The following is a 24,845-nucleotide window of genomic DNA, read 5'->3' as shown; positions in this document are numbered from 1 at the left end:
CCAGCGCAGGAGAGTCTGCCAGGAGCAGATCATGCTGCTGTGATCGACGGTCTGATTGCTTGGCTTGGCGCACAAAAAAATAAACCCCAAGTTATCGAACCTGGGGTTTATCGGCGGTCTGGGAAAGCGTGGCGAACCCGCTTGTTGTTGGCTTATTCTGGTTTGCGGACTCGTACGGCTGACACGGCAGCAATCGAGATGAGCGCGGCAACGATAATGTAGACCGCGACAGGCACCCAGGAGCCGTCGTAACGACTCATGAGCCATGTTGCGATCAGTGGTGCTGTCCCACCGGCCAAGGCGGCACCGATTTGATAACCCAGGGTAATGCCGGTATAGCGGACACGTGTGGCGAAAATCTCCGAAAACATGGTGCCCAGCACGGCGGTGATCGGTGCCCAGATCAGACCCAGGGCAACAACCGTAGCAATCATCAGGGATGTGGTAGAACGTTGGTCAAGCAGCAGGAAGTAAGGGACGGCAAACAAGGCCATGGCTACTGCCCCAGCAATAAATACTTTGACGCGGCCGATATAGTCAGACAGCAGTCCCATCAGTGGAATGCAGAAGGTGGTGACCAGCGTGGCGACGGTCACCGCGTTAAGAACATCAAAACGTTCGTACTGCAATGTGCTGCTGGTGGCGTAGCTGACTACAAAGGTCGAGAACAAATAAAATGGCGCCGTTTCCACAATCTTGGCACCGATGGCGATCAGCACTTCACGCCAATGGTCTCGCAAGGTTTCAACCAATGGCATTTTGGCGACTTGACCCTCCTGCTTGGCTTTTTGAAAGTCCGGTGTCTCATCAATGCCATTACGTACCCATAGGCCAAGAAAAACCAGTCCGGCGCTTGCCAGGAAGGGGATGCGCCAGCCCCAGCTCATGAACTGCTCATCGGGCAGCAGGCTCATCAAGGTCATGGCCAAGGTGGCCAGCAGCATGCCAATGGTCACTCCCATCTGCGGAACGCTACCAAACAGCCCGCGTCGGTTCGGCGCCGCATACTCATAGGCTAGTAACAAGGCTCCGCCCCATTCTCCACCAATCCCCAAACCTTGAATCAGACGCAGCAGCACCAGCAAAATGGGGGCCCAGACGCCGATCGTATCGTAGCCAGGCAGCAGTCCAATCAGAACGGTAGCCCCGCCCATCATGGATAAGGTGATGACCAGGGTTTTCTTGCGTCCGATTCGGTCCCCAATATGGGCAAAGATCAAACCGCCCAAGGGACGAATGAAGAAGGTCAGGGCAAAGGAGAGGTAGGCCAGCATTAAACCGACGACAGGGTCGAAGGTAGGGAAAAACAGCTTGTTAAAAACGAGTGCGGCGGTTGTGCCGTACAGAAAATAATCAAACCATTCAATAGAACTGCCTGTCAGGCTAGCCAGAAGAACGCGCTTGGCGGAGGCACGTTGTGCGGGAGGGGTGACGTTTGCCGTCATGAGGGGTTTCCTTGTTATTGGTTCGCGTTGAGCCAATCAGCCCGGTGTAAAAGTAGAGGATTGTTCTTGCCAAAGGTCATAAGCCAGTGTCGCGGCAGCCAGGTCTTCCAAGGCTGTGCCAACGGCTTTGAACAGTGTGATTTCGTCGGCACTCTGGCGGCCAGGGTGTCGGCCCTGGCACAGATCTTCCAGCGTGGCGGTAATGTCAGCCGGATCGAATTTTCCGGATTTGATGGGTTCCAGAATGTCGCCCGATTTCATCGCTGCTTCATCGGTATCAACAAAAACGGTGGCGCGTGTAAAGCAGGCATCATCGCTCTCGCGCATGGTGGGCATGAAGCTACCGATCAGATCCAGGTGAGTGCCAGCTTGCAGCCATTCGCCTTTAATCAGCGGTTCGGTGGCCAGGGTGGCGCAGGTAATGATGTCAGCTTGTCGTGCAGCGCTTTCCAGCTCACGCACATGATGAGCGTCAAAGCCATCGCGGTTTAGCCGTTCGACCAAGGCGAGAGCATTGTCGGCATTCCGATCCCAGACCAAGACCGTGCGGATGGGGCGGACGGTGCGATAGGCATCGGCCAGCAGGCTGGCAATCCGACCTGCGCCAACGACCAGCAGTGTTTGCGAGTCTGGGCGGCTGAGCCAGCGTGCAGCCAGGGCCGAGGCGGCAGCGGTACGACGGGAGGTGATGACATCGCCGTTCAAGGCCGCCAGTGGTTTGCCTGTAGTCGCATCAAACAGGGTATAGGTTGAGTGCAGGCCAGGCAGGCCCTGAGTGTTATTGTCCGGGAAAATGGACACGGTTTTCAGGCCCAGATGTTTACCGGCTTGCCAGGCGGGCATCAGCAGCAGGGTGCCGGTTGCGTGACCGGAGTTTTCAATGGCGTGGTTATGCCGTAAAGGCACGTTGCAGCCTTCAATGAACATGGATTCGATCGCATCAAAAAGACGATCGAAAGGCATGGAGTGCTCAGTTTGAGCTTGATCCAGGATTTGCATGTGATCTACCATCAACGTACAGGCGCATGCCTGTAATTTTGAGAAAAAAATTTCTTATACGAAATAATATTGCCATATCGGAAAATCCTCTTTAAGGGTTTTCCATAGGTAGTGCATCCAGGAAGCCTTAAAAACTGCCATGACCCCCCCTGATGATCCCGTCAATGTATTGGCCGTCAAACTGAATCAATTACGCCGTCAGGCCAAATTGACCCTGCAACAATTAAGTGAGCGATCGGGGATTTCTGCCTCGGCCTTATCCAAGATTGAAAATGGGCAGCTCTCTCCGACGTACGAAAAAATCGCTGCCCTGGCCCAAGGATTAGATGTGCATGTGGGCGAGCTGTTTGGCCACACTTCCAAACCCACGCCCCTAGGTAGACGCAGCGTGTCTCGACGGGGGGAAGGGGTGGTGCACGATACGCGTCAGTACAGTTATGAAATTTTGCATAGCGATCTTGCAGATAAGCAATTTATCCCCTTGGTAACGACGATCAAGGCGCATGACTCCAAGGCCTTTAAGACCTTGTTGCGGCATGATGGCGAGGAGTTCATCTATGTGTTGACAGGGACGGTGGTGATACACACGGATTTTTATGCGCCTCTGGAGCTGGAAAGTGGAGACTCCTGTTACTTTGACAGCGCGATGGGACATGCCTGTATTTCTGGTGGCGAGCAGGACGCCACCGTGCTGTGGGTAAGTTCACATCCCTCCTTGGGTGAGTGACGCGCTGGCCGATCAGCAGGTAACAATGGCAAGGTCGGGCCGCCCCAGCGTTGCGCTTGGCATCGCGCAGGACGGCTTGGCTCGACGGTAAGATGGGCGCGGACGGCGCCCCTAAAGAACTATCTCAGTTACCAGATCCGGCTTAAATCCAGGGCCATAGAGCTTTTGACCTCTTCCATGACGGCAAAGGTGCGGGTTTCTCGGATACCGGGTAGTTTCCATAGCACGCGACCGGCAAAGTCCCGGTACGCACTCATATCTTCGTGGCGGGTTTTGAGCAGGTAGTCAAAGCCACCAGCCACCATATGGCACTCCATGACCTCGCGTCGATCCTGTAGCGCCAGCTTGAACTCTTCAAATACGTTGGGCGTGGTGCGGTCTAACAATACTTCAACAAACACCAACATCCCTGCCTTGAGCTTGGCCGGATTGAGCCGAGCCTCGTAGCCCAGGATATAGCCTTCTCGTGTCAGACGTTGCACCCGAGCCAGAGCTGCCGTTGGAGACAGGGCAACGGCTTCGGCCAGTTTTGTGTTGGCAATACGTCCGTCTTGCTGGAGCAAGTCCAGAATTTTCAGGTCTTGCTTGTCAAGTTGGTGCTCTTGGTCTTTCATGATTTATTTTTCACTATAGATCGATGTGAATATAGTGAGAAATTTTACATTTATTCCTTAATAATAGCGAAAAATTTGTCATCAATCTGTCTTTCGTATTTATTGCAGGGGTAGTTCATGGTCCTACAACAAGGTGCGTGCGCGTCGCCAGTTCGTGCTGCAGTCCACTCCTTTGCCGCTTTGACGCCTTGGTTGGAGCAATCCACGTTGCGGCAAGCCATTACTCGGGCCTGGCTGCGTCCAGAAACCGAGCTTGTGCCCAGTCTGTTGGAGCAGGCTCGTTTACCGGGTGAGATGGCGACCCGGGCGCAGGCTTTGGCACTGCGGGTTGCCGGAGCGTTGCGACAGCGTAAAACCGCCACCGGCAAGTCGGGACTGGTGCAGGGCCTCTTACAGGAGTTTTCCTTGTCGTCCCAGGAAGGCATTGCTCTGATGTGTCTGGCCGAGGCCTTGCTGCGTATCCCTGATACGGCAACACGCGATGCCTTGATTCGCGACAAGATCAGTCATGGCAATTGGCGTCAACACGTCGGCAAGAAAGGCACGCCCATCTTTGTCAACGCCGCCGCGTGGGGCTTGATGGTGACGGGCAAACTGGTATCCACCTATAGCGAAACTGGAATGTCGGCCTCGCTGGGGCGCCTGATTGCCAAAGGTGGTGAACCCCTGATTCGCAAAGGGGTGGATATGGCAATGCGCATGATGGGCGAGCAGTTTGTGACGGGTGAAACCATCCAGGCAGCCTTGCAACACGCAGGCTCCCTGGAGGCCAAGGGCTTTCGTTATTCCTACGACATGCTCGGTGAGGCGGCATTGACGGCGGCCGATGCCCAACGCTATCTGCAAGATTACGAGCAGGCTATTCATGCCATTGGCAAGGCCTCTAATGGCCGTGGCGTTTATGACGGCCCAGGGATTTCCATCAAGTTATCTGCCTTGCATCCGCGTTACAGCCGTGCCCAGATTGACCGGGTGCACGAAGAGTTGTATCCCTTGGTGTTAAAGCTGGCCCGTCTGGCATGTCACTACGATATTGGTCTGAATATTGACGCCGAGGAGGCCGATCGCCTGGAGATTTCCCTGGACCTGTTGGAGCGGCTTTGTTTCGAGCCAGACTTGCGGGGCTGGAAAGGAATTGGCTTTGTGATCCAGGCCTACCAAAAGCGATGCCCGTATGTCATTGACTATGTCATTGATCTGGCCCGTCGCAGTAATCAGCGTTTGATGGTTCGTCTGGTCAAAGGTGCGTATTGGGACAGTGAAATCAAACGGGCGCAGTTAGACGGCCTGGAAGGTTATCCGGTCTATACGCGTAAGCCCTACACTGATCTGTCGTATGTCGCGTGCGCACGCAAACTGCTGGCCGCACCAGAGCAAATCTATCCCCAGTTTGCCACTCATAATGCTCAGACACTGGCTAGCATTTATGAGTTGGCTGGGCCTGATCAGTATCATTCGGGACAGTATGAGTTCCAGTGCTTGCACGGGATGGGGGAACCCTTGTACGAGCAGGTGGTGGGCCACCCCGAGCAAGGCAAGCTGGGGCGACCTTGCCGCATTTATGCGCCCGTTGGTACGCATGAGACTTTGTTGGCGTATCTGGTGCGGCGCTTGCTGGAAAATGGGGCCAATACGTCGTTTGTGAATCAGGTCGCGGACGAGAGCATCGCGCTGGGCGAACTGGTGCGTGATCCTGTGTTGCAGGTCGAGCAAATGGCCGCGCAAGAGGGGCAGCTTGGCTTGCCGCATGCTGGCATTGCCTTGCCACGCGATTTGTATGGTGCATCTCGCCCCAACTCATGGGGACTGAATCTAGCCGATGAGCAGCAGTTAAAGACGCTTTCGCAAACCTTGCAGCAGGAAGCGAGCACGTCTATGCAGGTGCAAGCCATGTTGGGCACGGAGACGCCGCATGATGATTTGGCCGCAGCTGTGGTGACGGCGATCGTAAATCCAGCGGATCATCGTGATCAGCTCGGTCAGGTATGCAGTGCGACAGCGCAGCAGGTGGAATTGGCCTTGCAGACGGCCAGTCAGTATTTTCCTCAATGGGCTACGGTCGAGCCTGCCGAGCGTGCAGCAATTTTGTTGCGGGCTGCTGATGGCATGGAGGCGCAAATGCAGCCTCTGATGGGAATACTGGTGCGCGAGGCGGGTAAAACCTATGCCAATGCGATTGCCGAGGTCCGTGAAGCGGTGGATTTTCTGCGTTATTACGCCCAGCAAGTACAGGTCCAGTTTTCCAATCACAGCCATCGACCGCTAGGGCCAATAGTGTGTATCAGCCCCTGGAACTTCCCCTTGGCGATTTTCACGGGTCAGGTGGCCGCTGCTCTGGCGGCGGGCAATACGGTGTTGGCCAAGCCGGCGGAGCAGACCTCCTTGATTGCCGCCCAAGCGGTTCGTATCTTGTGGGACGCGGGTGTGCCGCGCCAGGCTGTGCAACTGGTGATTGGCCGGGGCAGTGTGGTGGGGCCACAGCTGACTTCGGATGATCGTGTGCAAGGCGTCATGTTTACTGGCTCAACTGAAGTGGCTCGTGGTTTGCAGGCGACGGTTGCCCAACGTATCGGTCGGCATGGGGGACCGGTGCCTCTGATTGCGGAGACGGGGGGGCAAAATGCCATGATTGTCGATTCGTCTGCATTGACTGAGCAGGTTGTGCAGGATGTGATCGTATCGGCTTTCGATAGCGCCGGGCAGCGTTGTTCGGCTTTGCGGGTTTTATTTGTCCAAGAAGAAGCGGCAGATCGTTTGATCACCATGCTGCAGGGCGCGATGGCTCAATTGCGGGTAGGCAATCCTATTGAGTGGGCTAATGATATTGGTCCGGTGATTGATCAGCGGGCTCAAGAGGGGATTGAGCGCCATATTGCAAAAATGCGTGCCAAGGGTCATGTCGTCCATCAGTTGAGTCTGGGCGGTGAGGCCGCCCGCACGCTGACAACGGCTAACGGCACCTTTATTGCGCCGACCTTGATTGAGCTGCCTGATCTGTCCGATTTGACGCAAGAGGTATTTGGCCCGGTACTGCACTTGTTGCGTTATCGCCGTGATCAACTGGATGCCGTGCTGGAGCAGATCCGGGCCAAGGGCTATGGTCTGACCATGGGTTTGCATACCCGTATTGATGAAACGATTGACTATGTTGTGGCGCGCAGCCATGTGGGGAATATGTATGTCAATCGCAATACGGTGGGGGCGGTCGTGGGAGTACAGCCGTTTGGTGGAGAGGGTTTGTCGGGAACAGGGCCCAAAGCAGGTGGACCTTTGTACCTGTATCGCTTATTGGCTGAGCGGCCTGAACAGGCGCTCAGTCAGCCTTTCGGCACAGACGGGGCAGGCCAGTTCTTAGGGAACCCACAGGAGTCTGCGCGACAAGCCTTGGCCAATTGGTTGGATCAGCATCCGGAACTGGCTCCAACGCGTACTCCGATGACGTTTTTCAGTAACCAACGCTTTGAGCTGCGTGGGCCAACGGGGGAGTCCAATACCTATCGCTTAGTGCCTCGTCAGGCCGTGCTGGGCGTGGCAGATAATGAGCGCGATCGTATCGCGCAATTGTGCGCCGTGTTGGCTGTTGGCAGTCAGATGGTATGGGATGCGCATGATGAGCAGGCACAGAGACTACATGCCCGTTTGCCCGCCTTGCTGCGTTCGGCCATTACGCTGTCTGATGATCTGGAGCGCTGCTACATTGATGCCATGCTGCATCACGGACAGGCCAGTTCATTGCAACGTTGGCAGCAACGGATCGCGGCCCGAGAGGGAATGATTGTCAGTATTACGGCATTAGCTCCAGGAGACCATGCGATTGCGTTGGAGCGACTGGTTCAGGAGCGAGTCTTGAGCGTTAATACGGCTGCTGCTGGAGGGAATGCAAGCCTGATGACGATGGCCTAAGCGATATGGATGTTCTGTAGGTAAACTGGAGCCTCAGTTCTTTGAGGCTCCGATTGTTTGACCTTGATGTTTTTGATCGGGTTCATCATTTTAGAAATAGGTCGACCATAATGAACACTATAGCGGCATCATTGATTCATAAACTGAACAATCCCCGCCTGGCTAACGATCAGTCCTGGACGGCTCGGGGTTGGGTCAGCGCAACGGATGGCAATACCTTTGCCGTTCTGAACCCTGCTACGGGCCAGTGCCTGGCCAATGTCGCCAGCCTGGCTAAAGCAGAAGTTGAAGTGGTCATCAGCGATGCTGAAGTGGCTCAGCGCGAATGGCAGGCACGCAGTGGGCACGAACGTGCCAAGTTGTTGCGCGCCTGGTTCGATGCCATGGTTGCCAATGCAGATGACCTGGCCACCATCATGACCCTGGAGCAGGGCAAGCCCTGGGCGGAGGCGCGCGGTGAAGTGCTGTACGCCGCCTCCTTTGTAGAGTGGTTCAGCGAAGAAGCCAAGCGCGTATACGGCGATGTGATGGGACACCCCCAGTCGGACAAACGCATTGTGGTGGTCAAGCAGCCTGTGGGTGTGTGTGCGGCCATTACTCCCTGGAACTTCCCTGCGGCCATGATTACTCGCAAGGTAGCGCCTGCTTTGGCTGCGGGTTGCAGCATTATTGTGCGTCCCGCCAGCCTGACTCCCCTGACCGCCCTGGCCTTGGCGGCGCTGGCCGAGCAGGTGGGTATTCCTGCCGGTGTATTCCAACTGGTCACAGGCTCGTCCAGCGTGGTGGGGGCTGCGTTGACGGAAAGTCCCATTGTGCGCAAGCTATCGTTTACCGGCTCGACCGAAGTGGGTCGTTTGCTGATGGCGCAATGTGCTCCTACCATCAAACGTCTGTCGTTAGAGTTGGGTGGCAACGCGCCGTTCATCGTCTTTGATGATGCCGATCTGGATGCCGCCATTGAGGGAGCGATAGCCTCTAAATACCGCAACAGTGGTCAGACTTGTGTATGTGCTAACCGTTTTCTGGTGCAGGACGGTATTTATGATCGTTTTGCCAAAGGCTTAAGCGAACGTGTTGCCACTCTGAAAGTGGGCAACGGGATGGATGAGGGGGTAGAACAAGGCCCATTAATCGAGCAAAAAGCCGTCGATCATCTGAGTGAGCTGATTGAGGATGCCCTTGAACACGGGGCCCGCGTTCTGCTAGGCGGTAAACCCCACCCCTTAGGCGGGACCTACTTCTTGCCCACGGTCTTGGGGGAGGCGAGCTCAGCCATGCGTGTGGCCCGTGAAGAGTTATTCGGCCCAGTGGCTCCATTGTTCCGCTTTGACACTGAAGAACAGGCCATTGCCATGGCCAACGATACCGAATATGGCTTGGCCGCCTACCTGTTCACCCGGGACAACGCGCGAGTCTGGCGGATGGGTGAGGCCTTGGAGTACGGCATGGTTGGTGTAAACACCGGTCTGATCTCTAACGAAGTAGCCCCATTTGGGGGCATCAAACAATCTGGCCTGGGCCGCGAAGGTTCACGCTACGGTCTCGACGAGTACCTGGAAATCAAGTACCTGTGCCAGCAACTATAGGGAGCGATCCCTGTCGCGCACAGCGCCGCAACAAGGCGCCATTATTGATGGCATTCATACTAAGGGGCCGGAGGTTGAACCGGCGCCTTTCAATGTATTGACCTTGCCCGATGGCGGCTTTGTGGGGGCGGCTCAGCGCCCTTGAGGGCAGGGCACTGATGTGGTGCTCAGTGGTGATGCTTTCGGTTCGAAGGCATCACGGTTGGGCCGCAATTCGCAGGGCGGGTTTCAAGGAGGCGGCCAGCATCTGCCCGTGGTTCAGCTCGCTGAAGTTCTCGTAGCTGACGTTCAGCCCGGCCTCTTGCAAATGCTTGGCCATATCCTGTGTGGACCATTGTGCCGCAGCATTGCTCATGGATGTACTGCGGCGCTGTCCGCCGACCATGATGGCGATCTGCTTGTCCTTGGCCCGCCTTGTATCAAAGGTCTGAGCCGTCTTGACCAGAATTCCGTCGTACCACCACAGTGAAGGATCGCCCGCCACGTACCGCTGGTACAGATCAGGGTGGGTAAATAGGGTATGCAAGGTAAACAGGCCACCATAAGAGTGGCCCCACAGCGTCTGGCGGGAGCGATCAATAGGCTCGCGCGTTTCTACTGCAGGCTTGATGTGTGTTTCTATATAGTCCAGAAAAATATCGGCGCCGCCCCCTAAACGACCCCGTACTTCCACCGACTTGCTGACGCCGTTCTCCGTGACCGGAGGCGTGTAGTCGAAGGAGCGGGCAATCACATCGTGACGCGCTTCGGTGTCGTAGCCAATGGCGACCAGTACCGGCGCAGACAGGCTGCTGATGGCTTTCAGGTCGTCCACATCAATACTGGCCATGGCGGCATTGCCATCGACCATATAAATCACCGGATGACCGCGTGCGGGAGCGGGGCGGTTCGGGGTGCCTATCTGTATTTTGTAGTGCCGCTTGCCGTCTTCCGAGGACATGATCAGCGTCTCGAAGCGGTATAGGCTTTGTTGCTGATCCACGATGGTGGGGCCCACTGATTCGTTCCAGGGGCGGGTAGTTTGTTGGGCTTGGGCGGGCAGCGTGCAGGCCAGGCAGAGCGTAGCGGCACTGAGCAGAAAGCGGGGTAAGGAGGTTTTCATCAAGGTCAGATTGCAGAAAGCTAAACAGGAATCATTCTTGATTATAGGGCCTGTGATATCTCAGAAAACCAATACCCGGACAACAAATCGTATCTCTATGATGAGGGGCGAATGATCAATCGTTCATTGCTCATTGTGGGCGATGAAGAGTTTGCCTGTCTGTAATAGGGGGTTGTCGACTGCTTTTGATCATGCAGCGAGAAGCGCAGAGCACAGAGTGTGCCTGGTGCAGAGATTGAAGCGGGTAGTGAAACAGGTGTGAAAAAAAGCCCGGATCCGCATGCTGCCAATCCGGGCTTTTCTTTACAGGGCTTGATCAGGCAATGCAAAGGGGTTCAGGCCGGTGCGGCCATAACCTTCTGCGCTTGCTGCATCATCCAGTACCAGCGTCGCCAAGTCATCCGCGACACTTTCTGCATTGGGTTCGCGTTCCTGTGAGATCACCTTCAGATAGCTGTGGCAGTGACCGCAGCTTTCCGCACGCACCACGGCTTCGGTGGAGTCGAAGCTCAGGTAGTCCAGATCGCCCGCATCGGCGCAGTTGGTGCATTTGGCGCGAACCATATGCCATTGGCTCTCGCACAAGGAGCAGTGCAAATAGCGCAGACCTTGTCTGGTGCCCTTATAGATCAGGCTGGCGACAGGGGCACTGCCACAAACCGGGCAACTGGGGGACTCTTCACTGCTGGCCACAGGCAAAGGCACTGTCCGTGCTGCCAAAGCCACGTCCAGAGAAAAAGCCGCCCACAAAAAAGGAGCCAGGGCCTGGGATACGGAATGGAATTGGTGTTGGGCCAGGGCCAGACCTGCATCCAGACGTGCCTGGGTGCTCATGGCGCGCAGGGCATCCAGATGTGGGGTAATTGCTGGTGAAGCACCAGGGATAAGCTGGTCCAGCATGGTATCCAGATGCGTTACCCATGTACCTTGGCGAGCGATCTCTACAGGATCAACGGCCACGGCATTGGAACGGCTTTCAGGTGAAACTGTTGCCTGAGCCTGAGCCTGAGCCTGAGCCTGAGCCTGAGCCTGAGCCTGAGCGACATCGGCGGCCAAAAGCAGATAGGCCTCCAGCTCATGGCCTGTAGCCAGTTCGCGCAAACGGGCCGCGCGGGCGGTGTACAGCTCATGCAATTCAGGCCGCAGGATGGGGTCAAAGTGCCGGGTGGACTCTTCCGATGGAACGGAACGACGGACAGGAACTTCGTTCATGCCTTGCCTTCCTTCACGTCTTTCTTGGTCGCTTGCAGCTCTTCATGCCAGCGATCGTGATGATGACGTATCCAGGCTTTGGAAACATAGCCTGTCACCATGCCGGTGATGGAGCCGCGCACCCAGATGGCCAGATAAATATGGCCCAGAATCAGCAAGATCAGCCCAATCCCAGCCACGGAGTGGATCAGGATGGCCAGACGCAGAACGGGAATGGAGAAGAACTCGGCAAAGTACGCGCGCCACATGATCAGGCCCGATATCAGCAGCGTGACGATAGACAGCATGATCAGCCAGAACAGTACTTTTTGACCGGCATTGTATTTGCCGATTTTCAATGGCTGCTTGGCGTTGTTCAGGATCACGCCTTTGACGTTACGAAACCAGATCAGATCGGTTTTGGCGGGCAGGTTGTACTTTACGAAGCGGGTGAACATATAGCCAAGGCCAACGAAAACTGCGATCCCTAAAAAGGGATGCAGAACGCGTGCCAATTGCGGGGTGCCCAGAAAGGAACTTAACCAGGAAAAAGAGGGGTAGAACCAGGATAGCCCCGAGGTGGCAGCCAGGAAAAAGCAGAGCACAACGGCCCAATGACATAGCCGCTCACGGAATGGGGTGCGCAGCACAAGATTACTTTTCTTGTTCATGATCGTCTCCTTGCGTTGCCTTGTCGTGCTCGTGTTCTTCGTCCTCGTCCACGCTGTTGGGGCCCACACCGATGAAGTGGGCTGCCATACCGGCCACCGCCACCGCACCAGCTACGGCAGCAGCAGGTTTGAGTACGTCTTTCCAGCCATCCACCACAGAGCTGATCTGCGGGTCTTTGGGCAGGCCCGCGTAGCGCTGCGGATCGTCCGCGTGTTGCAGCACGTACATGACATGGGTGCCACCAACACCTTGAGGATCGTACAGACCGGCGTTTTCATAGCCGCGCTCGTTCAAGTCCTCAATACGACTCAGGGCCAGATCCTTCATTTCCTGTTTTGAGCCAAACGCAATGGCGCCGGTCGGGCAGGTTTTGGCGCAAGCAGGAGCCTGGCCCACGGTAACGCGGTCCGAACACAGGGTGCACTTGTAGGCTTTATGGTCTTTCTTGGAAATACGGGGCACATCGAAAGGACAGCCGGCCACGCAATAACCGCAGCCCACACACAGGTCGGACTGAAAATCCACAATACCATTGGCATATTGAACAATCGCGCCGGGAACCGGGCAGGCTTTCAGACAGCCAGGGTCTTCGCAGTGCATGCAGCCGTCCTTGCGGATCAGCCATTCCAGCTTGCCTGCTTCGTCCTCGTGCTCGGTAAAGCGCATCAAGGTCCAACTGTCGGGGCTAAGGTCGCTGGGGTTGTCGTACACGCCGACGTTTTCTTCCACCTGGCCGCGCAAATCGTTCCATTCATTGCAGGCGACCTGGCAAGCTTTGCAGCCAATGCAGATGGACACGTCAATCAGCTTGGCCACTTCCATCTGGTGATCACGCACCTGTGGGGCTGGTGTGACCGAGTTGGTGGCCGAACGGCGTACTATGTTTTGCGAATTCATGCCGTGGCTCCCTTCATTTTTTCGACATTGACCAGAAAGGCTTTGAACTCCGGTGTTTGCGTATTGGCATCGCCAACGCCGGGGGACAGCGTATTGGCCAGAAAGCCCTTGCGGGTTTCACCTTCAAAGCCCCAGTGGCAGGGGATACCAATTTGCTGCACCTGCTGGCCGGCAACGGTCAGGGTGCGCATGCGTTTGGTCACCACCGCCTTGGCGGTGATGTAACCGCGCTTGGTTGTGACTTTGACGGTGTCGCCGTGGCGGATGTCTTTTTCAGCCGCCAGTTGTTCGCCAATTTCCACGAACTGTTCAGGCTGCAACATGGCATTCAGATAAGAGTGCTTGGTCCAGTGGCGGAACAATTCGGTAATGGAGTAGGTGGTGGCTACATACGGGTAATCGTGACGATTGCCCATGCGCTCGGCGTCATTGGAAAGAATCCGTGCGGTCGGGTTATGCGTTACGTTTTCGTGTAGCGGGTTTTTCGCAATGGGGCTTTCTACCGGCTCGTAGTGTTCGGGGAAGGGGCCGTCATTAATACCTTTTTCCGAGAACAGGCGGCCCAGCCCTTCGGGCAGCATAATGAACGGCGCTGCTGGGCTACCAGGAGGCAGGTTGGCCGGGAAGTCCGGAACATCCGCCCCGGTCCATTGCTGGCCGTCCCAATGCAAAATCTGGCGATGCTCATCCCAGGGTCTGCCCATTTCATCCATAGAGGCGCGGTTGTACAAAATGCGTCGGTTGGCAGGCCAGGCCCATGCCCAGCCAGGGGTGTTGCCCAAGCCCGTATCGGTGTTGTCCCGATTAGCCATCTGGTTGCCTTTCTCGGTCCAGGAACCGGTAAATACCCAGCAGTAGCTTTGTGTCGTGCCGTCATCGCGCAATTGCGCAAAGCTATCCAGCAACTGGCCCTTGCGTAGAATCTGCGTGCCGTTCTCGTCGAAAACATCAGCCAGTGCATAGCCATTGGCCTCTTTGGCCACTTCTTCCGGATGCGGGAAATGCGGGTCGTGATAGGTGTCGGCGTCCCAGGTCATGTTCAGGACTTGTTCGGGACAGGCACCACCTTCTTCTTCGTACAGGCGACGCAGTTCCATCATGATGTCGCCCAGGATGTTGGGGTCATGACGGGCCAGACCGGGAGGTTGCTGGCCGGCATAGTGCCATTGCAACCAGCGGCCCGAGTTCACGATGGAACCGTCCTCTTCAGCAAAACAGTTCGACGGCAGGCGGAACACCTCTGTCATGACTTCTTCTGTCTTGATGTCGTTGAACTGACCTTCATTGCGCCAGAAGTTCGAGGTCTCGGTGACCAGTGGGTCCACAATAACCAGGAACTTCAGCTTGGACAGGGCCTTGGACGTCTTGTTCTTGTCCGGCATCGCGGCCAGCGGGTTAAAACCTTGTGCGAAGTACCCGTTGACCTTGCCTTCATACATCATGTCGAAGTAGGCCAGCATGTCGTAGCTGCGATCCCATTTGGGCAGCAGATCAAAAGCGAAATCGTTAGCGGGCGTGGCGTGCTTGCCGTACAGGTTCTTGAGCAAAGAGATGAAGAACTTGGGTGTGTTTTTCCAGTAATTCACCTGACCGGGCAATACGTCTTTGGGCGTGGTTTCTTCCAGGTACTGTGCCAGTGTCTGCTGATTGTCCGAGGGCAGGTTCATATAACCTGGCAAGCGCAAGGACAGCAGACCCAGGTCGGTATAGCCCTGGATATTGGAGTGACCGCGCAAGGCGTTCACGCCGCCCCCGGCCATGCCGATATTGCCTAGCAAGAGCTGAATCATGGCGGCGCCACGAATGATCTGTGCGCCCCCGGTATGGTGCGTCCAGCCCAGCGCATATAGCCAGGTCAGCGTTTTGTTCTTGGCCGAACAGGAGCCAATAACCTCGGCAATCTGCAGGAAGTCGGCCTGTTTGACGCCGGTAATGTTTTCCACGACTTCGGGCGTGTAGCGGTCCACGTGCGCTTTTAACAACTGCAGCACGGAGCGTGGATGCGTCATGCTGTTGTCGCGCATCACTTCGCCGTTCTCGTCTAGCGCGTAGGTCCAGGAGGACTTGTCGTAGATCTTGGTTTTCGGATCGAAGCCGGAGAACATGCCTTCGTCAAAGGCGAAGTCGTCACGCACAATCAGGCAGGCATTGGTGTAGGCGCGCACGTACTCGTGCTGAATCTTGTCGTTCTCCAGCAGCCAGCGCACCATGCCCATCAAAAAGGCGGTGTCCGAGCCGGCGCGGATGGGCGAGAAGATATCGGCAACAGCGGCTGTACGGTTAAAGCGTGGGTCCACCACAATGACCTTGGCCTTGTTCTTGATTTTGGCCTCAATCACCCATTTGAAGCCGACCGGATGGGCTTCGGCAGGGTTGCCGCCCATCACAATCACCACGTTGGCGTTCTTGATGTCCACCCAGTGGTTGGTCATGGCACCGCGCCCAAAGCTGGGGGCCAGGGCTGACACGGTCGGGGCGTGACAGAGTCGCGCCTGACAGTCGATACCCAGCATGCCTAAGGCACGGGTAAATTTGAAGTCCAGCAGGCCGGTTTCGTTGGACGCGGCCGAGGAAGCCAGAAAGCCCGAGGATAGCCAGCGGTTCACCACCTGGCCTTTTTCGTTCTTGGCAATGAAGTTGGCGTCACGGTCATCTTTGAGCAAACGGGCGATGCGCTTGGTGGCTTCGCTCCAACTGATCTTGACCCATTCTTTGGAGCCCGGGGCTCGGTATTCGGGGTGCAGCAGGCGATTCTTGGAGTGAATCATGTCCAGCAGGCCAGCGCCTTTGGGACAGAGCGAGCCACGGCTGACCGGATGGTCCGGGTCGCCTTCAATATGGAAGATGCGCGGTTTCGCGTTTTTGGAGCCATCGCCCATGGAATACATGAGGATGCCGCAGCCCACTGAACAGTATGTACAGTTGTTGCGTGTCTCTTTGGATCGAAGGAGTTTGTAGGGCCGGACGGCGGCGGGAACTTGAGCGGCGGCTGTCGAAAGTCCCATCGCGGTCGCTGACAGCGCAGCTGCCCCAGCACCAAGAATTTTGAGAAACTGACGCCGACCAAAACTTGGTACGTTGGTATTCATGAAAGGTTCTTCTTGCAGAAAATGTGTTGGCAAAAGGATCGCTAATTGCCGGGCCGGATTATAGCAGTCTGTGTATAAACTGCTTTTGCTGTGCTGATACTGTCGTTTTTAAAGCGGATAGCGTTTAAGGTTTATTCGCACAGCAGCGGCCAATGACTCGCCACAGGTAGTACACAGCGATGCCGCTAAAGATAAAGGCGGGCAAAGCCCAGACCATACCTGCGCCGATCAGGTTGTCTCCCTGCGCGTTCAGGCAACTGGAGGCAGCCGTTTCTATGCAGTCTTTATAGCGGTAGTAGCGCTCGTAAAATAGCCACCAGAAAAAACCAGCCAGACTAGAAAAAATAATCAGGCCAATCGTTGATTTAAGGCGGGGTGTCGAGCGGAAAATCATGCTTGGAAATGTGGACCCATTGGTGTGATGAAAAAAGGGCTTATGCCCCGATTGTTTTAGCTGATTGCATTTTGCTAGGTGATCAACAGCAAAAAGAATAGGTGCAGCACAGATGCAAAATTGTAGCGATTCTGTGTGTCGATTTTGATGCAAGAGCAGACTCTGGCACGATGAGGTCAACATAAAACTCCGTTAATTCAAGGCATTGCCGTACTCTTTGAATTCTTTAGAGGTGCCATATAATTGAGAATGTATGTTATTCTCAGTTGCATTGTGTCGGATGTTCTGTTCCCATCGGCCCGAGTGCCTTGAGCCCGTATCCGCCAGGCTGACATCGTTTTTTCTCTCTATTCCTATGATCAGATTCACAGTATCGGACTTTGACCGACTCGGTCGTCCGGCAGGCTTTCACTATTGTTTGCCTCACTATGTTGGCCCAGATCGGGAGAGGGAGCAGCTTTGCATTGCCGAGGGGCGTGTGCAGGAACACGAGGTCAGGCCGGGCATCAAGCTGGTGCTGTCAGATATCGTCACGCACCATCACTACGAATCCAGTTCCGTCAGCGCGCCGCAGTTCTCTGCCATTGTGATGCTGCAAGGCCGCGCGCAAGCCCGCCTGGCCAGTCAGAATCAACTGAGCCTGGTCGCGCAAAGTGGTGTCAGTATTGCGCATAGCGAATCGGTCGCGTTGACTGGGATACACCCGGCCGGGCAACGTTTGCGCTGTATTAACCTCTCTTTGCGTTCAGCGGAAAGCGTGGGCGACTCGCGCTTGGGCGACACCCTGTCCAAACTGATGGGCCCATCCGGACTGTGCATGCAGAAGTGGACGGTCCCGCCGCATTTGCTCAACACGCTCGAACAGTTGATAGACAGCCCCTGGCAGGGGACGACGTACGATTTGCTGCTGGAAGGTGTCAGCCTGCAAATGCTGGCTCATGCGCTGGACGGATTGGCTCCAAAGCCTGCTAAAGAGTCGCCGGCCACGGCCCGTGACCGACAGCTACTGGAGCGTGTGCGTGAACGTTTGTACAACGCGCCGGGTGACGATCATACTTTGGCGGATCTGGCCAAGCTGGCCTGCATGAGCCCGAGCACCTTGCGGGTGAAGTTTCAGGCAACCTACCAGTGTTCTGTGTTTGGCTGGTTACGTGAGCGTCGTCTGGAGTTGGCACGTGATTATCTGGCGCAAGGCTGGAGCGTACAGCAGGCGGCTCATTTTGTGGGCTATCGCCACGCCACCAACTTTGCCACAGCCTTTCGTGAGCGCTACGGGATTGCGCCCAGTGAATTGAATTGAGGTGGCCGGGCGGCCAGCTCTGTCATTGTTCAAAGCTTTTTAGGCGTTTGCCATTCCCCACTCTGGCGAGCCTGGTCCATCCTGAAAAAGACCTCCCCTATGCGGGTTTGTTTTCTTATTTCAGACAGAGCTGTGTTGCCTTCCTCGCTTCCCCCGTATCCCTTGATGGTGTTGATTCTGGGCCTGCTGGCCTGCGTTGCACCTGCCACTATTGACGCCTATTTACCTGCTTTCAGCGCGTTGGAGCGCGAGTTTCAGGTACCCCCCGAAAGCGTGCAGCAGACCTTGGGTGTGTATATGTCTGCCTATGCAGCGATGTTGCTGCTGCATGGCACTTTGTCCGATGCCTGGGGGCGCAAACCTGTGATTGTGGCGTCCCTGGCGGTGTATATCACTGGCTCGGTGATGGCGGCCTTGGCGCCCAGCATGGATTGGCTCTTGGCTGCTCGGGTACTGCAAGGCTTGTCGGCCGGAGCGGGTTTGGTGATTGGCCAGGCCATGGTGCGTGATTGCTATCAAGGTGAACAGGCGCAACGGACTCTGTCTTATATCGTCGTGGTCTTTAATGTCTCGCCCGCGCTGGCCCCGATTGTGGGTGGTCAATTGATTGCGCTTTTGGGTTGGCGCGCTGTGTTCTGGATGCTGGCCGCCCTGGCCGCTGCGGCGTGCTACTTGTGCCTGCGTCGCTTGCCTGAAACCTTGCCCAGCAGTAAGCGTCAGCCTTTGGCCTGGCGCCAGTTGCGTAGCGATATTGGGCAATTACTGGGCGATGTGCCTTTTATGGGCATGAGTGTGGCTTTAAGTTTGCTGATTGGGGCTCAGGCCTTTCTGATCGGCGCTGCTCCGGATTTCATTTCTCATACTTTGAACTTGCCTGAAACCGCCTTTGCCGTGTTGTTTGTGCCTTTGGTGGTCGGGGCCATGTTGGGGGCTTTGGCCTCTGCCCATCTTGTGCGACATTGGGGAGACATCACGATTATTCGCTGCGCCTATGGCTTGATGCTGGCCAGTTGCCTTGTCTATACCGGGTATCTGGCCAGCGCCTGGCATCCTGCCTTGCCGTGGGCCGTGTTGCTCCCCGCCTTTTTCACCGCAGGTCTGGCTATGTTGATGCCGGTGGTGACCATGCGTATTTTGGCCCAAGTTCCCAGTCGGGCCGGGTTGGCGGCCTCCTTATTGGGCTTTTGCCAGATGAGTACGTTTTCGCTGGTCAGCGGTTGGCTGGTGCCGTGGGTCTACGGCCAGCCTCTGCGGATGTCAGCCGCCATGCTGATCTGCGTCTTGCTCAGTGCCGTTAGCTGGTTTTGGCTGCAACTGCGCGCGGATCGATGCCCCTCCTAGAAGGAAAGCGGCAGGACTGATATTTGGAATAGGGTTTTTGCGTTTAGGGATACGCTCATGCAAACTCTGTAGATGATAATTGTTCGCATCTAAAACCTGTTCTGAGATCCTTGCTCATGCCTGCTGTTTCAACCTGCTATGCCCGTTCAAGATTGCGCTTGCTTGTCCCTGTCACTCGTTCTGCCATGTTGCTGGTTGCTGCCAGCAGCCCGGCCTGGGCGCAGGATTCCGTGGCTGATACGCCTGTAGAACTGTCCACCATTACGATCAAGGGCAATCGAGACCCAGGCGTGACGGAAACCGATCCGTCTTACACCACCAAGGCCATGAGCACGGCGACGGGGCTGTCTCTTTCTATCAAGGAGACGCCGCAATCGGTCAGTGTGGTCACCCGAAAAATGATGGATGATCGCGGCATGCAGACGACGGCGGATGCCTTGCAGAGCGCGCCGGGTATATCTGTGACACGCAGCGATACCAACCGTTATTCCTTTTCCTCGCGTGGTTTTGGTATCGACAACTATCAGTTTGATGGTTTGACGCAGCCAGTTTTGTCGCCCTGGGCCTTTGGTGAAAGCAACCTGGACCTGGTCGTTTTTGATCGGGTTGAAGTGGTGCGCGGCGCGACCGGTTTGATGACGGGGGCCGGTAATCCTTCGGCAGCCGTCAATTATGTACGTAAACGTCCTTTGCGGGACTTTGCCGCATCGGGGGGGATCAGTGTCGGAAGCTGGGACTTTGCGCGTGGATACGCAGATGTGTCTACCCCGATTACGGAAGATGGGCGTATCCGTGGCCGTATTGTAGGAGCTTATGGCAAGGCCAATAGCTATACCGATTTGCAGGATACTAAAACCCGTACATTGTATGGCGTGGTCACGGCTGACTTGATGCCTGGCATGGAGTTGACGGGGGGTGTTGCCTATCAGTCCAGCTCCAATAATGGTTTTGGCAGTGGTTTTCCGCTGTTCTATAGCGATGGCTCTCGTACGGATTTCAAGCGTTCGATTTCCAACAATACAAACTGGTCACGCGTCGAGAACAATACGACAACGGGTTTTGTGGATTTGAGCCACCAGTTCAAGAATAACTTGAGCTTGCGCTTGACCTATAACCAGTCCTACACCGATGCCTTCATGAAAAACCTGTTTCGGGGTGGGTATCCGGATCGGGAAACAGGGCTGGGTACATCGAACTCGTACTCTTATTACGAAGGCGATGTACGCCGCAAGGCATTGAATGCGTCCTTGTCCGGGCCATTTACCTTGTTTGGCAAAGAGCACGAGTTTTCGGTGGGCTGGATGATGTCCCAGGATCGCGTATCTTTCCCGCAGTATCGGGCCGTACCCCCATTGGCTGCGGCGGCCAGCTTCTATCAGCCAGGCCGAGAGCCGGAGCCGAACTGGTCCAGTGAGCCATCCCAGGCAGATGATACGGATAACAAACAGTCCGGCGCCTATGCCGTTGGCCGCTTTGCCTTGAGCGATAGTTTGCGCTTGATGGTGGGGGGGCGGCTGAGCAACTGGGAAACTGATCAGACCTACTTTGGTTCCAAGCGTCAGTATCGCCATCGTAACGAGTTCATCCCCTATGCCGGCCTGATCTATGACTTTGACGATACCTATACCGCTTACGCCAGCTATACCGAGATATTCAAGCCGCAGAACGCCCGCAACGAACAGGGTGCGATTCTGGCACCGATTACCGGTAAAAGCTATGAGTTGGGCTTGAAAGCGGCATGGATGGATGGCCGGCTCAATGGTGCGTTGTCCCTGTTCCAGACACGGCAGGACAATTTGGCGGAAGCCACAGGTAATAATGTGATTGGTGCACCACCTAATACGCCTGCTTACCGCCCGGTGTCGGGGGCCAAAGTAGAAGGGGTGGAGCTGGAGTTGGGCGGAGAACTGATGCCTGGCTGGAATCTGGCCACGAGTTTGACGACCTTTACCGCCAAGGATGCGAAAGGCAAGCCCATCAATACCAGCAAGCCACGTACCTTGTTCAAGCTCTATACCACCTATCGCTTGTCAGGGGATTGGCAAGGGCTGACTGTGGGCGGCGGCATTGATTGGCAAAATCGCATGTATCAGAACGCCACGGCACCAGGCCGCAAAGTGGTGAATGTTGAGCAGGGCAGCTATGCCATCGTGAATCTGATGGCAAGTTATGACTTCAACAAGCGCGTCTCGGCCACCTTGAACGTGAACAACCTGTTCGACAAAAAGTACTACTCGCAGATCGGTTTTTATAACCAGGGCTGGTACGGTGCTCCGCAAAACGTGATGCTGTCCTTGCGGGCGCAGTATTAAGGGTGGAGTGAGCAGACAGGCTTGCCTGATACAAAAGCCTGCTTGGCAAGGACAAGCAGGCTTTTTTCATTGGAAGCGGAGACCTGAGCGGCGTTATCTCAGACGCAAAAATCTTGTGGTCCTGGAGCGGCAAGCGTGGCGCTGTCCGTCTGCCTTGAGGCCTGCGGGCTACAACATTCAGGATACCAAGGCCATTAAATCAGTCACCCCAATATCGACACCCGCTTGATACAACAAGGTGCTGGCCTGACCACGATGGTGAGTCTGGTGATTAAAAAAGTGCGTCACCAAAAGCGCAACATCCTTCTCCATGCTCTGGCCCGCCATATTGTTATAGCGTAGCGTTTGGCCCAGTTGCTCGGGTGTCAGTGTGGCCGCCCAAGCAATAATAATCAGATCCAGTTTGCGACGGTACGGATCCAGTTCCGCCAAGGTGTCGAATAACTGCTGATCCAGTGTACGTGGCTTGGCAAATACCTCCATTTCTTCGCGCAAGCTGAGGGCATCAGGATGTTGGGCAAAGCGGTGCAGCCAGATCGTATCCCCCACTGCAATGTGCATCATCGTCTTGAACAAGGAGCCAAAGAAGGCGCCGCACTCTTGATGCTGCTTCTCTGGGGGCAAGCGAGCGGCGGCCTGATAAAGACGGCGGTTCATTTGGCTGTTGTAGTCAGCCATGCGGATGGCAGTTTGAGGTGTCATAAAGAGCAGTATCCGGCAAGATGAGGCATCCTGATGATTTCTTTAAATAGATAGCGGTACCAAGATCAAGGGCCATCTTTGCCAGTCATGAGTTGTTCGGTTGATCCCGCGTTGACTGCTTGCCTGGCGTGCGGAAAGTTAAGTGGGCCCTGGTGCTCGATAAATTGCGCTGTGAATGTTTCAGCTGAAACAGGTCTTCCAAAAAGATAGCCTTGTATTTCTGGGCATTCATTATTTTTAAGGAATACGAATTGCTCTTCCGTTTCCACGCCTTCTGCAATCACATCCAGGCCAAAGTTCTTGGCTAAGTAGATAATAGCCCTGACCAGTGCGGCATTTCCGGCATATTCGTAGACATGGTGGATGAATGACCGGTCGATTTTCAGGCGGCTGACTGGATATGTTTTTAGCAGGCTTAATGATGCGTAGCCTGTCCCGTAGTCGTCGAAGGCCAGACCAACGCCTATGTTTCGTAAACCGCGAAACAAGTTTTTGGTGACTGCTTCGTTGCGAAGCAAGGAGGTCTCCACGATTTCCAGCTCAAGAGAACTGGCAGGCAGACCTGTTTCAGCCAGTAGAGCGCTGACTGTGTAGAGCAGGCGATTGGTACGTAGCTGTGCCTCGAACAGGTTTACGCTGATACGAAAATCGGGGATGGTTGCTTGCCAGCGCACGGCCTGACGGCAGGCCGTTTGTAATATCCATTCTCCTATAGCAGGCGCAGATGGCTTTTCGTTGAGCACATCAATAAAAGAGAGCGGCGTTAACAAGCCCCTTGTGGGATGGTTCCACCGAATCAGTGCTTCTGCTCCGGTCAACTGCCTAGTGTGTGTTGATACTTGGGGTTGGTAGAAAAGCTCAAACTCATCGTTTTCAAAGGCCAGGCGTAATTCCCGCTCGAACGATCTGCGTGCGACAGCGACCTCGCGCAAGGCCGGAGAGAACACCTCGTAGTATCCCTTACCGGATGATTTCGCTTTGTAGAGCGCCAGATCGGCTGCGCTCAGAATATCCTCGGCGCTAGTGCCGTGCGTCGGCGCGAGAACCACGCCAATGCTGATACTAGTGTCAAAAGACTGGCCAGCAAAGTTATACGGCGTTGCAAAGACGTTGATCAGTGTTTGTGCGGCTCTTCGTGCCGCCTGCACGCCGTTTCCGGGCAGCAAGGCCATAAACTCGTCGCCACCGAATCGAGCAAGCTTAATGGCGTTGGGAAATGTCGACTTTAATTGCTGGGCGATGTGTTTGAGGGCGGCATCGCCAGCCGAGTGCCCGAAGGTATCGTTGATTTCCTTGAAGTCGTCCAGCTCAATTAACAATATGGTTGCAGGGGTTTCGTTGGCAAGCGTTTGGGCAAGGCGTGCCCGCCACATTTCCCGGTTGGCAAGGTTTGTTAGTGCGTCTAGCGAGGCCAGTTGAAACAGCCTTTCTTCATGATGCCGGCGCTCAGTGATGTCTCGCACAATGGCGCCGATATGGGTGGTGTCTGCTTCAACCCAGGTCGATAATGAGAACTCTGCCGGGAACTCGGTTCCGTCCTTACGCAAAGCGGATAGTTCGATCGTGCGGTCAGCAAGTTTCATTCGCTCGCCCTGTCGCAACCGTAAAAGCTCTGTCTCGTAAACCTTACGCCAGTTGTCGGGCAAAATAATCGATCCTGGCTGGTTGAGGGTCTCGTCAGCTAGATAGCCAAAGATTTTCTCTGCAGAGCGATTCCAGAACGTGATGCGGCCATGCTCGTCAGAGCAGATGATGGCATCAGGAGAGGTGGCTGCGATATTTTCAAAACGGGCTTTGCTGTCTGATTTGGTTTGTTCCAGGCGGTGCGCTTCCATTCGCGCCATTACCAGGGTTGCCAGATCGGAAAGGTTGGCACGATCAGTTTCGGTGAAGACATGGCGCGGCTTGGTATCCATCAGGCATACCGTGCCCAATCGCTCCCCCGTTGGGGCGAGCAGTGGTTTTCCCGCATAGAAGCGAACGTGTGGCGGCTTAGTGACTAACGGGTTCGGTGCAAAGTGGGGGGCGTTCAAGGCGTCCGGGACAAGCAAAATGTCATTGGATAGGATGGTAGTCGTGCAAAACGAATCAGCGCGCCTTGTTTCGCACAGATCAATACCAACACGTGCCTTGAAAAACTGTCGGTCCTTATCGATCAGCGAAATCAGAGCGATTGGTACCTTGAATAATCTGGCTGCCAGGTTAACGAGCCGGTCAAACTCTTCTGTAGGGGGAGTATCTAGCAGTTTGTACTCCGCTAGGATGCGTAGGCGACGATTTTCTTCGACAGGTACCGGGGAGGAGAGGGATTTCATAGTTGTCCTGTGCTCCATAGATTTAACTGTAAAAATAATCAATAACTGGTGGCCGTATCGATTACGTTTATGTTTGGGAGCTGGTGCCCCTCCGGTTTGTTCTGTGTAACTGCCGTTTACTGATATTTATACCCTCAGGCGGGCGGTGTTGTCTTATCTATATGTAGGTAGTTATACGTAACGGGCAGGCGGCAGCAGGCCGTGGCTGTGACAGAAGGGGGAGGAAATGGGGGGAGGCAGGACGAAAAAAAGCCCA

17 protein-coding genes are annotated in these 24,845 nt (G+C 55.4%); 6 read left to right on the top strand and 11 right to left on the bottom strand.

Annotation, left to right across the window (positions count from 1 at the left end; translation table 11 throughout):
- Positions 1-152 precede the first annotated feature (152 nt).
- Together CA948_RS08885 and lhpI are read right to left on the bottom strand one after the other, a co-directional pair.
- Positions 153-1,445 carry an MFS transporter gene (locus tag CA948_RS08885; protein WP_094197429.1) on the bottom strand — a complete coding sequence of 431 codons (1,293 nt, stop codon included), beginning with the start codon at positions 1,443-1,445 and terminating at the stop codon, positions 153-155.
- Between the two features lie 36 nt (positions 1,446-1,481).
- Entirely contained in the window at positions 1,482-2,444 is a 963-nt protein-coding gene (lhpI, locus tag CA948_RS08880; RefSeq protein WP_108727826.1) for a bifunctional Delta(1)-pyrroline-2-carboxylate/Delta(1)-piperideine-2-carboxylate reductase, read from the bottom strand.
- A 139-nt stretch (positions 2,445-2,583) separates the two neighbouring features.
- Between lhpI and CA948_RS08875 the strand changes: the two genes are divergently transcribed.
- Entirely contained in the window at positions 2,584-3,171 is a 588-nt protein-coding gene (locus CA948_RS08875; RefSeq protein ID WP_094197428.1) for a helix-turn-helix domain-containing protein, read from the top strand.
- 128 nt (positions 3,172-3,299) lie between these two features.
- Here CA948_RS08875 and CA948_RS08870 read toward each other — a convergent pair whose 3' ends face one another.
- Positions 3,300-3,785 (bottom strand): Lrp/AsnC ligand binding domain-containing protein, encoded by a 486-nt coding sequence (locus CA948_RS08870; RefSeq protein WP_094197427.1) that lies wholly within the window; start codon positions 3,783-3,785, stop codon positions 3,300-3,302.
- A 117-nt stretch (positions 3,786-3,902) separates the two neighbouring features.
- On the opposite strand from CA948_RS08870, the gene putA reads away from it, so the two are divergent.
- Together putA and CA948_RS08860 are read left to right on the top strand one after the other, a co-directional pair.
- Complete coding sequence (gene putA / locus CA948_RS08865; protein WP_108727825.1) at positions 3,903-7,688, top strand: trifunctional transcriptional regulator/proline dehydrogenase/L-glutamate gamma-semialdehyde dehydrogenase; 3,786 nt, start codon at positions 3,903-3,905, stop codon at positions 7,686-7,688.
- A 110-nt stretch (positions 7,689-7,798) separates the two neighbouring features.
- The gene (locus CA948_RS08860) at positions 7,799-9,274 is read left to right on the top strand and encodes an NAD-dependent succinate-semialdehyde dehydrogenase (RefSeq protein WP_108727824.1); all 1,476 of its coding nucleotides are present in this window, start codon (positions 7,799-7,801) and stop codon (positions 9,272-9,274) included.
- 196 nt (positions 9,275-9,470) lie between these two features.
- On the opposite strand, the gene CA948_RS08855 is transcribed toward CA948_RS08860, so the two are convergent.
- The 6 genes from CA948_RS08855 to CA948_RS08825 all read right to left on the bottom strand — a co-directional run bounded on the left by CA948_RS08855 (position 9,471) and on the right by CA948_RS08825 (position 16,619).
- Positions 9,471-10,376, bottom strand: coding sequence for an alpha/beta hydrolase (locus CA948_RS08855; protein WP_108727823.1), 906 nt, complete (start codon positions 10,374-10,376; stop codon positions 9,471-9,473).
- Positions 10,377-10,679: 303 nt separating this feature from the next.
- Entirely contained in the window at positions 10,680-11,588 is a 909-nt protein-coding gene (fdhE, locus tag CA948_RS08845; protein ID WP_108727822.1) for a formate dehydrogenase accessory protein FdhE, read from the bottom strand.
- Complete coding sequence (locus tag CA948_RS08840; protein WP_108727821.1) at positions 11,585-12,238, bottom strand: formate dehydrogenase subunit gamma; 654 nt, start codon at positions 12,236-12,238, stop codon at positions 11,585-11,587. The genes fdhE and CA948_RS08840 overlap by 4 nt, the downstream gene beginning before the upstream one ends.
- On the bottom strand, positions 12,222-13,136 hold the full coding sequence (gene fdxH, locus CA948_RS08835) for a formate dehydrogenase subunit beta (protein ID WP_108727820.1): 915 nt from the start codon (positions 13,134-13,136) through the stop codon (positions 12,222-12,224). The genes CA948_RS08840 and fdxH overlap by 17 nt, the downstream gene beginning before the upstream one ends.
- Positions 13,133-16,225: a formate dehydrogenase-N subunit alpha gene (gene fdnG / locus CA948_RS08830; RefSeq protein WP_108727819.1), complete on the bottom strand. Its 3,093-nt coding sequence runs from the start codon at positions 16,223-16,225 to the stop codon at positions 13,133-13,135. Before fdnG ends, fdxH begins: the two co-directional genes overlap by 4 nt.
- 124 nt (positions 16,226-16,349) lie before the next feature.
- Positions 16,350-16,619, bottom strand: coding sequence for a hypothetical protein (locus CA948_RS08825; protein ID WP_108727818.1), 270 nt, complete (start codon positions 16,617-16,619; stop codon positions 16,350-16,352).
- Between the two features lie 355 nt (positions 16,620-16,974).
- Between CA948_RS08825 and CA948_RS08820 the strand changes: the two genes are divergently transcribed.
- The 3 genes from CA948_RS08820 (at position 16,975) to fauA (ending at position 21,572) form a co-directional block, all read left to right on the top strand.
- Complete coding sequence (locus CA948_RS08820; RefSeq protein ID WP_159086129.1) at positions 16,975-17,919, top strand: helix-turn-helix transcriptional regulator; 945 nt, start codon at positions 16,975-16,977, stop codon at positions 17,917-17,919.
- A gap of 165 nt (positions 17,920-18,084) precedes the next feature.
- The gene (locus CA948_RS08815) at positions 18,085-19,260 is read left to right on the top strand and encodes a multidrug effflux MFS transporter (RefSeq protein ID WP_108728738.1); all 1,176 of its coding nucleotides are present in this window, start codon (positions 18,085-18,087) and stop codon (positions 19,258-19,260) included.
- 116 nt (positions 19,261-19,376) lie between these two features.
- Positions 19,377-21,572 (top strand): TonB-dependent alcaligin siderophore receptor FauA, encoded by a 2,196-nt coding sequence (fauA, locus tag CA948_RS08810; RefSeq protein WP_094197420.1) that lies wholly within the window; start codon positions 19,377-19,379, stop codon positions 21,570-21,572.
- A 177-nt stretch (positions 21,573-21,749) separates the two neighbouring features.
- Here the strand turns inward: fauA and CA948_RS08805 are convergent, their stop codons facing one another.
- Entirely contained in the window at positions 21,750-22,274 is a 525-nt protein-coding gene (locus CA948_RS08805; RefSeq protein WP_108727816.1) for a DinB family protein, read from the bottom strand.
- 65 nt (positions 22,275-22,339) lie between these two features.
- The gene (locus CA948_RS08800; protein WP_108727815.1) at positions 22,340-24,589 is read right to left on the bottom strand and encodes a putative bifunctional diguanylate cyclase/phosphodiesterase; all 2,250 of its coding nucleotides are present in this window, start codon (positions 24,587-24,589) and stop codon (positions 22,340-22,342) included.
- Positions 24,590-24,845 lie beyond the last annotated feature (256 nt).

It is taken from the genome of Alcaligenes aquatilis, assembly GCF_003076515.1.
Lineage (GTDB): Bacteria > Pseudomonadota > Gammaproteobacteria > Burkholderiales > Burkholderiaceae_B > Alcaligenes > Alcaligenes aquatilis.
Note: the sequence above shows the minus strand (reverse complement) of the source record. Positions and strands in the feature narration are given on the sequence as shown.

Bases quoted from the DNA above. Each gene is read 5' to 3' on its own strand.
- CA948_RS08885 (WP_094197429.1), bottom strand. From the start codon at position 1,445: ATGACGGCAAACGTCACCCCTCCCGCACAACGTGCCTCCGCCAAGCGC.
- lhpI (WP_108727826.1), bottom strand. From the start codon at position 2,444: ATGCAAATCCTGGATCAAGCTCAAACTGAGCACTCCATGCCTTTCGAT.
- CA948_RS08875 (WP_094197428.1), top strand. From the start codon at position 2,584: ATGACCCCCCCTGATGATCCCGTCAATGTATTGGCCGTCAAACTGAAT.
- CA948_RS08870 (WP_094197427.1), bottom strand. From the start codon at position 3,785: ATGAAAGACCAAGAGCACCAACTTGACAAGCAAGACCTGAAAATTCTG.
- putA (WP_108727825.1), top strand. From the start codon at position 3,903: ATGGTCCTACAACAAGGTGCGTGCGCGTCGCCAGTTCGTGCTGCAGTC.
- CA948_RS08860 (WP_108727824.1), top strand. From the start codon at position 7,799: ATGAACACTATAGCGGCATCATTGATTCATAAACTGAACAATCCCCGC.
- CA948_RS08855 (WP_108727823.1), bottom strand. From the start codon at position 10,376: ATGAAAACCTCCTTACCCCGCTTTCTGCTCAGTGCCGCTACGCTCTGC.
- fdhE (WP_108727822.1), bottom strand. From the start codon at position 11,588: ATGAACGAAGTTCCTGTCCGTCGTTCCGTTCCATCGGAAGAGTCCACC.
- CA948_RS08840 (WP_108727821.1), bottom strand. From the start codon at position 12,238: ATGAACAAGAAAAGTAATCTTGTGCTGCGCACCCCATTCCGTGAGCGG.
- fdxH (WP_108727820.1), bottom strand. From the start codon at position 13,136: ATGAATTCGCAAAACATAGTACGCCGTTCGGCCACCAACTCGGTCACA.
- fdnG (WP_108727819.1), bottom strand. From the start codon at position 16,225: ATGAATACCAACGTACCAAGTTTTGGTCGGCGTCAGTTTCTCAAAATT.
- CA948_RS08825 (WP_108727818.1), bottom strand. From the start codon at position 16,619: ATGATTTTCCGCTCGACACCCCGCCTTAAATCAACGATTGGCCTGATT.
- CA948_RS08820 (WP_159086129.1), top strand. From the start codon at position 16,975: ATGATCAGATTCACAGTATCGGACTTTGACCGACTCGGTCGTCCGGCA.
- CA948_RS08815 (WP_108728738.1), top strand. From the start codon at position 18,085: ATGGTGTTGATTCTGGGCCTGCTGGCCTGCGTTGCACCTGCCACTATT.
- fauA (WP_094197420.1), top strand. From the start codon at position 19,377: ATGCCTGCTGTTTCAACCTGCTATGCCCGTTCAAGATTGCGCTTGCTT.
- CA948_RS08805 (WP_108727816.1), bottom strand. From the start codon at position 22,274: ATGACACCTCAAACTGCCATCCGCATGGCTGACTACAACAGCCAAATG.
- CA948_RS08800 (WP_108727815.1), bottom strand. From the start codon at position 24,589: ATGAAATCCCTCTCCTCCCCGGTACCTGTCGAAGAAAATCGTCGCCTA.